This window comes from Chitinophaga pinensis, assembly GCF_007896845.1.
Lineage (GTDB): Bacteria > Bacteroidota > Bacteroidia > Chitinophagales > Chitinophagaceae > Chitinophaga > Chitinophaga pinensis_C.
The window spans coordinates 81,027-93,068 of the sequence record NZ_VOHS01000019.1 but is presented as its reverse complement, the minus strand read 5'-3'; the positions used below and the strand labels follow the sequence as shown (position 1 = coordinate 93,068).

At 43.0% G+C, this 12,042-nt stretch carries 12 protein-coding genes; 10 read left to right on the top strand and 2 right to left on the bottom strand.

The features are described 5' to 3' along the window. Positions 1-340: 340 nt before the first annotated feature. Positions 341-1,621, bottom strand: coding sequence for a UDP-N-acetylmuramoyl-tripeptide--D-alanyl-D-alanine ligase (gene murF, locus FEF09_RS18670; protein WP_261387594.1), 1,281 nt, complete (start codon positions 1,619-1,621; stop codon positions 341-343). Between the two features lie 228 nt (positions 1,622-1,849). Between murF and FEF09_RS18665 the strand changes: the two genes are divergently transcribed. From FEF09_RS18665 to FEF09_RS18635, 7 genes are all read left to right on the top strand, one after another. Further along, complete coding sequence (locus FEF09_RS18665) at positions 1,850-2,227, top strand: hypothetical protein (RefSeq protein ID WP_146306517.1); 378 nt, start codon at positions 1,850-1,852, stop codon at positions 2,225-2,227. Positions 2,228-2,254: 27 nt separating this feature from the next. Further along, positions 2,255-2,800: a YceI family protein gene (locus FEF09_RS18660; protein ID WP_146306516.1), complete on the top strand. Its 546-nt coding sequence runs from the start codon at positions 2,255-2,257 to the stop codon at positions 2,798-2,800. 25 nt (positions 2,801-2,825) lie between these two features. Beyond that, a complete protein-coding gene (locus FEF09_RS18655; protein WP_146306515.1) occupies positions 2,826-3,749 on the top strand; it encodes a DUF5777 family beta-barrel protein in 924 nt (307 codons plus the stop codon). 84 nt (positions 3,750-3,833) lie between these two features. Continuing rightward, on the top strand, positions 3,834-4,160 hold the full coding sequence (locus FEF09_RS18650) for a DUF4157 domain-containing protein (protein WP_146306543.1): 327 nt from the start codon (positions 3,834-3,836) through the stop codon (positions 4,158-4,160). A gap of 147 nt (positions 4,161-4,307) precedes the next feature. Beyond that, the gene (apaG, locus tag FEF09_RS18645) at positions 4,308-4,694 is read left to right on the top strand and encodes a Co2+/Mg2+ efflux protein ApaG (protein WP_012787898.1); all 387 of its coding nucleotides are present in this window, start codon (positions 4,308-4,310) and stop codon (positions 4,692-4,694) included. A 183-nt stretch (positions 4,695-4,877) separates the two neighbouring features. Further along, entirely contained in the window at positions 4,878-5,504 is a 627-nt protein-coding gene (locus FEF09_RS18640; RefSeq protein WP_146306514.1) for a class I SAM-dependent methyltransferase, read from the top strand. Continuing rightward, the gene (locus FEF09_RS18635; protein WP_146306513.1) at positions 5,504-6,382 is read left to right on the top strand and encodes an MBL fold metallo-hydrolase; all 879 of its coding nucleotides are present in this window, start codon (positions 5,504-5,506) and stop codon (positions 6,380-6,382) included. Before FEF09_RS18640 ends, FEF09_RS18635 begins: the two co-directional genes overlap by 1 nt. A 652-nt stretch (positions 6,383-7,034) precedes the next feature. Here FEF09_RS18635 and FEF09_RS18630 read toward each other — a convergent pair. Next, positions 7,035-8,084, bottom strand: coding sequence for a hypothetical protein (locus tag FEF09_RS18630; RefSeq protein WP_186774400.1), 1,050 nt, complete (start codon positions 8,082-8,084; stop codon positions 7,035-7,037). 68 nt (positions 8,085-8,152) lie between these two features. Here FEF09_RS18630 and FEF09_RS18625 point away from each other — a divergent pair, with 68 nt between their 5' ends. From FEF09_RS18625 to serS, 3 genes are all read left to right on the top strand, one after another. Next, positions 8,153-8,833: a porin family protein gene (locus FEF09_RS18625; protein WP_146306511.1), complete on the top strand. Its 681-nt coding sequence runs from the start codon at positions 8,153-8,155 to the stop codon at positions 8,831-8,833. Positions 8,834-8,846: 13 nt separating this feature from the next. After that, complete coding sequence (locus FEF09_RS18620) at positions 8,847-10,511, top strand: NAD+ synthase (protein ID WP_146306510.1); 1,665 nt, start codon at positions 8,847-8,849, stop codon at positions 10,509-10,511. 205 nt (positions 10,512-10,716) lie between these two features. Next, positions 10,717-11,991: a serine--tRNA ligase gene (gene serS / locus FEF09_RS18615; RefSeq protein ID WP_146306509.1), complete on the top strand. Its 1,275-nt coding sequence runs from the start codon at positions 10,717-10,719 to the stop codon at positions 11,989-11,991. The last annotated feature ends 51 nt before the right edge of the window (positions 11,992-12,042 follow it).

The window sequence follows — 12,042 nt, the reverse complement described above, 5'->3', positions numbered from 1 at the left end:
TCATCCAAACTTATTTATAATACTCTAAAGTTGGCATAGGTTATGAACACCTGCGGGCTTTCCAGCTTGCAGGTCTCTTTTTTTATGTAAAAGCTGACCAGGTTATTATGAGAAGGATAAGTCTATAAAACGCAACATCATTTACGATAGTATGCATCCCCCTTTTTAATTAGGTATTTATTTTATCAGCACTTGTTTTGCAGCTGTTTTATAAAGGGTGTTAATATTACACTTATTGTAATGTGTGACAGCCTGCTGAGCGGATCTTATTATTATAAATAACAAGGGACTTCTTTTAAAGAAGTCCCTTGTTATATCCGATAAATATGTCAATAGGTATTTACGCAATTACTTTTTCCATACCCATACTTCTCGATCCTTTAATGAGTAAATAGGTGTCAGTAAATTGTTGTTGTTGTAACCACGATGCCGCTGCTGCCGCATTCTCCAGAAAGATGTAAGGATGATTCGTTTTGATAAAATCCCCGCCTACCAATACCACTGCATGCCAATGTGTACGTTGTAAAAGATCCACCAGTGCCTGATGCTCTGCTACACTATCATCACCCAGTTCCATCATTCCTCCTAATAACAATACTTTCTTCTCCGCAGTGATACCGGCGAAGTTGTCTATTGCAGCTTTCATGCTGGATGGATTCGCATTATAAGCATCCATGATAATGGTATTGCTGCCCTGTCTGATAACCTGAGAACGGTTATTGGAAGGTGTATAGGAAGAGATCGCATGTTGTATCTTTTCAGCAGGTACACCAAAGTGTAATCCGACTGCGACAGCAGCCATTACATTCGGGAAGTTATAGGCGCCTACCAGCTGACTATCGATCTGTCCGAGTCCTTCTTTGTTAGTTACTTTTACGCTCAGTAATGCACTGTCTGCAAGCGCCTGACCGGTATAATCAGCAGCCGTTTCACCATAGGTAATAACCGTTGGAATACCTTTACTCATATCCATTAAGTAAGGATACTCATTGCACACGAAAACAGTACCATTATTGTTACGCAGAAAATCATACAGTTCCCCTTTCGCCCTGCGTACACCTTCAGGGCTTCCGAAGCCCTCCAGATGAGCCTTTCCGATGTTGGTGATGATACCATGTGTGGGAAGCGCTACCTTACAATAGGCCTCAATTTCATGCTCATGATTAGCACCCATTTCAATCACTGCAATTTCCGCATCAGCAGGAATGCGTAATATCGTCAAAGGCACACCAATATGATTGTTCAGGTTGCCTGCAGTAGCAGTCGTCTTGAATGCACTCGCCAATACAGTACTGATCAGCTCTTTCGTAGTCGTTTTGCCGTTAGTGCCTGTGATGGCCAGAAAGGGAATATTCAGACTTTGTCTGTGACGGAGCGCCAGTTGTTGTAAGGTTTCCAGTGCATCATTGGTCAGCATCATCTTATCCGGCTGCGTATAATACGCCTCCTCATCGACTACAGCAAATGCAGCTCCTTTTTCAAGTGCCGCGGCCGCATAGGTATTCCCGTTAAAATTCGGGCCCTTCAGTGCGAAGAAAATATCGCCTGCCTTGAGCTGTCTGGTATCTGTCTGGACAGATGGATATTGCCGGTAAATATCGTAAAGCTGATCAATGTTCATAAAAACAAAAATATTAAAATTCAGCTGATAGTCCATAGACCCTGTTTGAATTAGAAAAGAAGAATGAACAATCGGGAATAAACAGGCATATCGGGGCCTTCGGAATGGCAACTGAAACGTATCCGGGTTATGGACTGTCAATTATAAAATATATTTTTGTTTTAAGCGTTAAAACAAATAACCATTCAAAGACCCGGCCGGATAAACCGCCCTTAAATCGAAAGTGAAATGAAAAAACCTATGAAAACCGCGCTGTTGCCCATGCTGGCGATGCTTTTCGTGTACAGTTGTACAGCCGAACAGGCACCCGCTCCGGAACCCGGTATTACGCCCACTGCCTGCGATACCGCAGTAATTACATCCGCCTACATTATGACCACCATTTCGACAAAATGTACGAATGGCGCGTGTCATAAAGGTACCGGCAACTTTGTCGTATCAGACTTTTCAACACTGGAAAAGCTGAAAACTTACCTCAATGCCAATGAGGCACTGTTCAGGGAAAGGGTAACCAGCCCTAACGCAGATATGCCCCCCCGTGGCAAACTCAGTGAAGGAACGCGTGACTCAATTAACTGCTGGCTGAACCATGGAATGCCAGATTGATAACCCATTTCAAAAAAACAGTTTACAATGAAACAAATGATTGCTTTGCTCGCAGTATTATTTCTTGCACATGCCGGATTCGCACAGGATGTATTTATGTGCCGCAATACCGGATTATCCTTCTTCTCAGCTACACCTGTTGAAGACATAGACGCGACTACCGACAAAGGAACGTCTGCCATGAACGTAAAAACCGGCGAACTGTATTTCAAAGTAGCCGTAAATACCTTCAAGTTCAAGAAACAGCTCATGGAAGAGCATTTTAATGAAAATTACCTCGAGAGTGAAAAATACCCATATGCCATATTTAAAGGCAAACTGGTGTCCCCTCCCGACCTGCATAAAGATGGGACCTATGAAGTGACCGTAGATGGTATACTGTCCTTGCATGGTGTAGATAAACCCTACAAGGAGAAAGCCACTATCATCGTAAAAGATGGAAAGCCTTCAGCTAATGCCAGATTCAATGTAAAACTGGCTGATCATCACATTAAAATACCAACACTGGTTATTAAAAACATTGCAGAAGTAGTGGAAGTAACGGTGAAAGCCGCCTATAGCGCCGCTTCCTGATAAAAACAATAATCTGTCAGATCCTATGAAACATATTTATCTGTTATTGCTGGGCTGCTGCCTCGGACTACATTCCTTCGCTCAGGAAAGCCTTGAATCACTTGTCGATAAGGAAGAAGTAAAGACTCATGAACCGGTGATTGCCACCTACAAATCTACCCGTATCATACAGGGTCATTCTCCTGAAACCCTGAAAAAACGAGAGCTTGATTTCAGGGTAGCACACCATTTCGGTGACCTCGGAGGTGAGTTTGGCGGTCCTAAGACCTTTTTCGGAATGGACAACTCCGCCGATATCCGTATTGCTTTTGAATATGGTATTACTGACCGTTTAATGGTCGGTATCGGTCGTACAAAAGGTTCCGGTAACCTGACCCAGTTGTACGAAGGACTGGCCAAATACAAGCTGTTACAGCAAACTACTGACGATCACATACCACTGACGATAAGCCTCTTTGGTAATGCCGCGGTAAGTGGCATGACCTCCAGCAAAACGATCTCCGATGCCAGCTATTTTGGAAAATTCAGTGATCGTATGTCTTATACCGGTCAACTGATCATTGCCCGTAAATTCACACCCAGCCTGTCGCTGACCTTACTGCCTACATTAGTACACCGTAACAGGGTGGGCTACAAAGACCAGAATGATATCTTCGCATTAGGTGGCGGCGGCAGACTGAAGTTCACCAAACGCCTTGGCCTGTTGCTGGAATACTACTATCCATTCCGCAGTCAGGAAAGCAAAGATTATTTCAAAGCACAGGGAAGAGAATTGTATAATCCATTGGCGGCAGGGCTCGAACTGGAGACCGGCGGACACGTATTCCATATTACTTTCGGTAACTCTACAGCTATTCTGGAAAACCAGTTTATTACGGAAACACGCTCCTCCTGGCTACAGGGACAGTTCAGATGGGGCTTCAATATTTCCCGTAGATTCTCATTATAACATCCTGGGAATGACGGATAGTATATGAACAAAATGAATGGTGGTTCTGTACAATTCGTCATTCCTAATTTGTATTTTTAAGTGATGAAACCTGTGACCTGTTACATAAAAGAGCGATCATTGCTGGCCCGTCTGGCAGCCCGTTATATGGGTGGAAACCAGATCGCTATGGTAATAGGAAAGACAATTCACCTCCACGGCGCTACCCGGGAAGACTTTCTTAGTCACAAATGGTGGGTCAGGCACGAAATATGCCATGTAATGCAATACAGGGAATTAGGGTTAATCCCCTTCCTTTGGAAGTACTTATGGGAATGTGCGAGAGTTGGTTATTACGCCAACCGTTTTGAAGTAGAAGCGAGGGCAGCTGAACATGACTCCGCAATCATGGAAAGAGTTGTTATTGTGTAAGTTGCTTATTGTCAGTTAAAATACCCTCGTTTAATACCCGCCGTGGGTACTTCTAAATGAAAAGTTAAAGTCTTTCAGGACATATAATTTTTAGTACTACTGGATTTATTTTGCTTATTTTTACGTTAAACGAAACGGAGGTGTAATATGGTAAAGAAAGTAACAGACGGCATTACCATCAGTGTGGAGACATTTTATCAACCGGATTATTCAAATCCGATTGGTAGTGAATTTATGTTCGCCTACCGTATTACCATTGAAAACAACAATACTTTCCCAATAAAGTTACTTCGTCGCCACTGGTATATCATCGATTCCAATGGCACCCACCGCGAAGTTGAAGGAGAGGGCGTAGTAGGCGTACAGCCACTGCTGGCCCCGTCTGAAAGCTATCAATATGTTTCAGGGTCTAATCTGCGTACTGAGATCGGTAAAATGTACGGCTCCTACCAGATGGAAAATCAACTGAATAAGAAACAGTTTGAAGTCAAGATCCCCGAATTTCAGATGATTGTGCCTTTTAAGCTAAATTGATTTACGTTTAATCTGAGTTTTTATAATACTTGTAAGGCTGCCATGCGCCGGTGGATACTTTTTACCCTGAAATCCCCTTTGGCAGTACTTATATAGTACTTACTCTACGTTAGTGCTACCTTATTTTCGTAGCACTAACGTAGCGTAAGTATTATCAATCCCCTGATCAGCAAAGCAAATAATATGGACACCAAACAAGCTTACAACCTCTGGGCATCGCAATATGATTCCAATGATAATAAAACACGTGATCTGGAAGCATATGCACTCCGCTCCTCACTCGCAGATATATCGTTCAAAACCTGCCTTGAAATAGGCTGTGGCACCGGGAAGAATACCCTCTGGTTTCAGGAGAGAGCAACATACATCACTGCGATCGACCAGTCAGAAGGCATGATGGATAAAGCGAAAGAAAAGATCTCTTCCAGCAGAGTGTTATTCAAACAGGCAGACATTACAAAAGAATGGCACTTTCAGGATGGCCTGTATGATCTGGTTAGCTTTAGTCTGGTACTGGAGCATATTGACAACCTCGATCATATCTTTCAACAGGTATCGAAATCACTGCATCCCGGTGGGTATGTGTACATAGGCGAATTACATCCTTTTAAACAGTATGCAGGCTCTAAAGCGCGTTTTGATACAACTGCCGGGACAGAAGTACTGGAGTGTTTTAATCATCATATTTCAGACTTTATTCAGTCCGCCAAAAAGTATGGTCTCATAGTGGAAGACCTGAATGAATATTTTGATGATAATGATAGAAACGGTATCCCACGGATACTTACAATTATTTTGAAGAAAGTTTAATGGAACTAACGATTACAGGCTATTCAACAGCATTATTTTCAAGCTGGTATTTTATAGAAGAATTAGGTATTTTATTGGATGCCGGAGACGGTATGATGTCAGCGCTTTTGCAGAAAAGCAGAAAGATCAGTCATGTGTTTATTTCACATGCAGACAGAGATCACCTCACCGGATTATTACAGTTTAATCAATTGAACGCAAGAGAAGGTTATCCCGTGATACACTACCCACGAGACTCCCGTTCCTTTCCGGCAATGCATGAATTCTTTACAAGATTTGATCCTTATGCAATAGGTACCGTATGGCAGCCGGTTACAACCGGTGATGAGATTCGTGTGAAAGATGATATACTGGTGGTACCCATACGCAATGAACATGTACCTGTACCTCCCGAAGTAACCCGCAGTCTTGGATATAAAATCTATCAGACGAAAAGGAAATTGCGTCCGGAACTGGCAGGTTTATCAGGAGAAGAAATCCGTAAGATTGGTATAGAAAAAGGTAAAGATGCAACAACAATGGAAGTGCGCACGAATATCCTGAGTTATTCTGGTGATACTCCTGTTGATGATCTGCATAAATGGGATGACACAAAAATCCTTATTCATGAAGCAACATTTCTTGAACGTGATGAAGAGATCAAAGTGCATGCACATAAGAATAAACACAGCCGGCTGGATGAAGTAATAGAAATGGTAAGTGGTAGTAATATCGAAACATTAATACTCGGTCATTTCTCTTCAAGATATAATGCGACACAGATCGATGATGCTATCAGGCAACTTTGCAACAGATATGCATTGAATATACCTGTCTATAGAATATTACCCGGAGAAACAGTAGTAGACGTACTGAAGGGAAAATCAGTCAATGGTTAAACAGGAAGAGCTTCGTGTAAGCACAAAAAAATAAATACTGACAATTTTTTAAGTGATAGATTTTTATTCAAAAAATTCATTCTATCTTTGTTGCATGCAAAAAAATATGTCATACAGTAATTCGTGGTCATGGTGTCAGCAAGATGCCAGTCGGATTCCTGTGTGATGTCAGATATATAAAGACATTAAGGCCCGATTGGTATTCCAATCGGGCTTTTTTTATTGCTACTGGCTTCATCTAACGGTAGGATGATAGTCTCCAAAACTATTCGTTAAGGTTCGAATCCTTAAGCCAGTGCTATGTTTCGGCGTATATGTACGCGGAACGGAATTGTATAAAATACTGATTTCATCTAATGGTAAGATGACGGCTTCCAATCCCGTTCATTAAGGTTCGAATCCTTAGATCAGTGCAATGTATTTCGCAGATATGCGAAGCAGATTGTTATATATATTGGCTTCATCTAATGGTAGGATGATAGTCTCCAAAACTATTCGTTAAGGTTCGAATCCTTAAGCCAGTGCAGATTGTGTTACAAGATTGATTTGTTGACAGTATTTGATTGCTCTTTGAAAAGATAAGTACTTTGTATCTGGAAATAAAAAATGCTTCTCCTGAAAGAGAAGCATTTAAAAAGTATATGCTTAAGCGTTATTTAGGTCTGTACTTTGACTGGGAGAATATCTTCATCGCATCTTTCTCTTCCATCAATTGTTGCAAGGTTACCTCCGGATGATTTTCCATGTATTCTTTAACAATTCTCCAGCCTACAAAAGTACCGATTCTGCCGGGGGCATCTTCAGGCATTCCCTGTGTAGATGGTCCGTCATTCATGTAATGCATATTGCTCTGCCAATCTGCTTTATACAACAGGTTCTGTTGTACGAAGAATTGCCAGATCAGCTGTTCATTATCTTTACACCAGTCCATCTGAACTTTGGTGTAACCTAATCGGATACTGTCTGCAGTCTCAGGCATCACCTGTTCCAGAAAATACTGTAGTTTACCGGCCTTTACCAGTTGTATTACCAGCTGATCTCCCGGAGCAGCGCCCGGATATACCTGCTGTGCCAGTGCCTGTATAGCATTGGTGGTAATATATTCAGGAGAGAATTTGCGGATCATATAGACAGGATAATCCGGGAGTATACCATATATTGGGAAATCCTTTCCGAGGTACATATCCAGTCCGATACCCAATACAGAGTCAATGGTAACGGCCCCATAGTTACTGATCACAGAACTAAATGCAACTACCTTACCGGGAATAGGAAAAGAAGGGATATAATATTTTATATAGCGGAAGTTTTGCGCCAGATCGCGTTCCAGCACATCCAGTTTAGGGAAATGTGCATTAATGGAATCCTGTAAAACGCGATAATCTGCATTACCGATCAGCATATTGGTCTGCAGCTGTATCATTTTGCTGCTGTCGGAATAGGGACCGAAATTCATTATATGCTCGATATAGGCCGGCAGAAATACCGGATAAGCCTTGTTCAGCTGTTGCAGGCCCGCCTGAATATTATTGGTATCCAGCTTGATCAGTGCCTGATCAAAACGGTCGATTTGAACGTTTATGGCAATATGACTTACATCTGGCACGTTTTTGTGCTTACAGGCAGATAAACAGGATATAAGGATGAGCGCGGATAATATCCACTGACTGCTACCGGGTAATTTATTAATGTAATTTCGCATACTTGGTATCTAACTTACGGACAGGTAAAAATATTATATAGCTTGTATTAAAAAAAAGATAAAATTATATGAGGAAGATATTTTTGATGGCATGCTTGTTTTCGACGGTGATGGTGGCTAAGGCCCAGAATAACTTTATGAGTGACAACCGGGTACGCCTCGGATTTAAGCTGGATCCCACCTTTTTCTGGTTACAACCGCAAGAATCCGGTGTAGAACGGAATGCCTCCCGGTTTGGAGTTAGCTTCGGTCTGATGGCCGATTTCCTGCTGGATGAATCCGGCCGTTATGCCATCGCTTCCGGATTACAGATCTCCACCACAGGTAGTACATTGAAGTACGTGGCAGATAAAGGGCTGGACGACTATAAACAGATCCCTGCTGAATATAAGCTAAAAGTGACCTACGTAGAGATTCCTTTGGCTATCAAACTGAAAACAGATACTGATAATGGTATGGGGATCTGGGGGCAATTCGGTACTTACTTCGGATTCCCTGTCAAAGGGCGTGCAGATGTAGTAAGTCTCAGCGTCAATCAGGATAAAGTGAATGTACTGCGTGATATCACGCCAATTAATATCGGTCTGCAGGTAGGCGCGGGAGTGGAATATCCACTGGGTGACAGGCTGAGCGGACTCGTAGGACTCACCTATCGTAACGGATTCATCGATGCTACCCGCAATGGAAAATGGAGTGATGGTAAAGTAAATATGAATAGCTTTGCAATAAACCTGGGACTATTCTTTTAAAAAGACGATGTAGATGAAAATTATACTTGCGCAACAGAACTATCATATCGGCAATTTCGAACTGAATACGCAGAAGATACTGGAAGGAATAAAAGCAGCTGAAGCACAGGGTGCAGATCTGGTAGTGTTCACTGAGTTGTGTGTATGCGGCTACCCGCCCAGAGATTTCCTTGAATTTGACGACTTTATACAACAATCATACGCGGCTATTGACAAGATCAAAGCCCATACGTCTAATATAGCAGTGTTGGTAGGTGCTCCCTGCCGCAACACACAGCCGGAAGGTAAAGACCTCTTTAACGCCGCATGGTTCCTGCATGAAGGAGAGGTAAAACAGGTGATCCATAAGACCCTGTTGCCTACTTACGACGTATTTGACGAATACCGCTACTTTGAACCGGGTTATGCCTGGAATGTGGTGCCTTTTAAAGGGAAGAAACTGGCAGTGACCATCTGTGAAGACATCTGGAATCTGGGAGATAATCCATTGTACAGGATCTGTCCGATGGATCAGCTCATAGAACAGCAGCCGGATGTAATGATCAACCTGTCCGCTTCCCCGTTCGATTACAATCATGCACAGGACCGTAAAAAGATCATCCGTGAAAACGTGAAGAAATACGGTATTCCGATGTATTACTGTAATGCTGTAGGTTCACAGACAGAGATCGTTTTTGATGGGGGATCTGTGATCTTCGACAAACAGGGTAATATCGTAAAAGAACTGCCTTACTTCGAAGAAGCTATTGACGGCTATGATCTGGAAGTACTCTTACAATCAGAACAACCAGCACAGGAGCCGGCTTATATCCCGGTAAACGAGCTGTTGCCCGAATATAACATCGACCGCATCTATCATGCGATCATCATGGGTATTAAGGATTATTTCCAGAAGATGGGCTTTACCAAAGCCATTCTGGGTTCTTCCGGAGGTATAGACAGTGCTGTTACACTGGCCCTGGCAGTAGAAGCGCTGGGTAAAGAGAATGTAAGAGCCATTCTCATGCCTTCCCCTTATTCTACCGAACATTCTGTAGATGACGCCGTAGCCCTGTCCGGAAATCTGGATAACCCTTACGACATCATCCGCATCAATGATATTTATGAAACCTTCCTGCAGACCCTGCACCCATTTTTTGAGGGCAGACCTTTTAATGTGGCGGAAGAAAATACGCAATCACGTATCCGTGGGAACCTGCTGATGGGCTTATCCAACAAGTTTGGGTATATCCTGCTGAATACTTCCAATAAGAGCGAATTGTCAACCGGTTACGGCACCTTATATGGTGATATGGCCGGCGGTCTGGCAGTATTGGGGGATGTATATAAGATGCAGGTCTACGCGCTCGCAAGGTATATCAACCGGGAAAAAGAGATTATTCCGGTGAATATCATCGATAAAGCACCTTCTGCGGAATTACGCCCTAATCAGAAGGATAGCGATAGCCTGCCTGATTATACAGTACTGGACAGTATTCTCTACCAGTATATTGAGCGCCGTCAGGGACCAAAAGAGATCATTGCGCAGGGTTTTGATGCCGCATTAGTGACGCGCACACTCAAAATGGTGAATACCAATGAGTATAAAAGGAACCAATTCTGCCCTATTATACGCGTTTCATCCAAGGCATTCGGTGTAGGCCGAAGAGTGCCGATCGTTGGAAAATACCTTTCATAATCAGGAATTATCAATAAGGCATTAGTAAGCCTGAAGGCTTATCAGGTATATCTGTAGGATAGGGAGCTGTCTCCTTATTATAGTGCGGGTATATCTGCCGGAAGGCGTACGCAGGAAGAGCCACTATATTGTGCTCGAATTCCTGATTCCTAATTCTTAATTCCTAATTGACTCCTATATTTGCTGAAATTTAATAAATCGTAAAATGTTACAAGTTCCGTTCATTCGTCAAAATAAGGATCAGGTACTGCAAAGGCTGACTCTGAAGAATTTCAGAGAGCTGGAACTGGTAGACCAGATACTTGAGCTGGACGACAAGCGCAAGAAATTAACCCTTGAGTATGATGAAACACAGGCCAAAGTAAACTCGACTTCCAAGGAAATCGGTAAAATGATGGCACAGGGTCAGAAAGATGAAGCGGAATCTCGTAAATCGGAAGTAGCATCACTGAAAGCAAGACTGCAGCCTATTAACGAAGAACTCGCGGCTACAGAAAAGCTTTTACACGATACATTGGTAAAATTGCCAAACCTGCCTTCTCCACTGGTACCTCCGGGCAAAACGCCTGAAGAGAATGTGGAAGTCCGCACAGGTGGAGATATCCCTCAGTTATTTGAGGGCGCTGTACCTCACTGGGATCTGGCAAAGAAATATGACCTGATCGACTTCGAACTGGGTAATAAGATCGCCGGCGCCGGCTTCCCGGTTTATAAAAACCGTGGAGCACGTTTACAACGCGCTATGATCCAGTATTTCCTGAACTTTAATACCGATAAAGGATACACTGAATTCCAGGTACCTCACCTCGTAAACAGTGATTCCGGATATGGTACAGGCCAGCTGCCTGATAAAGAAGGACAGATGTACTTTGTAGGAGAAGATGAGTTATACCTCATCCCGACCGCAGAAGTACCATTGACAAACATCTTCAGAGATGAGATACTGAAAGACACGGATCTGCCGGTAAGACTGACTGGTTATACGCCGTGTTTCCGCCGTGAAGCAGGTTCTTATGGTAAAGACGTACGTGGTCTGAACCGTTTGCACCAGTTTGACAAAGTAGAGGTAGTACAGGTTGTACATCCGGATAAATCTTATGAGATTCTGGATGAAATGGTGGCACACGTGGAAGAACTGGTGAAATCACTGGAACTGCCATATCGTATACTGCGTCTTTGTGGTGGTGATATGGGCTTTGCTTCTGCCCTGACCTATGACTTTGAAGTATACAGCACCGCACAGCAGAAATGGCTGGAAGTGAGCTCCGTATCTAACTTCGAGTCTTTTCAGGCAAACCGTGCGAAGATCCGTTTCAAAGATGGCGGTGGTAAACCACAGCTGGTACATACGCTGAATGGCAGTTCCCTGGCATTACCACGTATACTGGCTTGTATCCTTGAAAACAATCAGACACCAGAAGGTATCAACATTCCGAAAGTATTACAGCCTTATTTCGGCGCCGATAAGATCGCACTATAAGCAAGTAATATTTAAAATAATATAAAAGCGTCGCCGGTGTGCGGCGCTTTT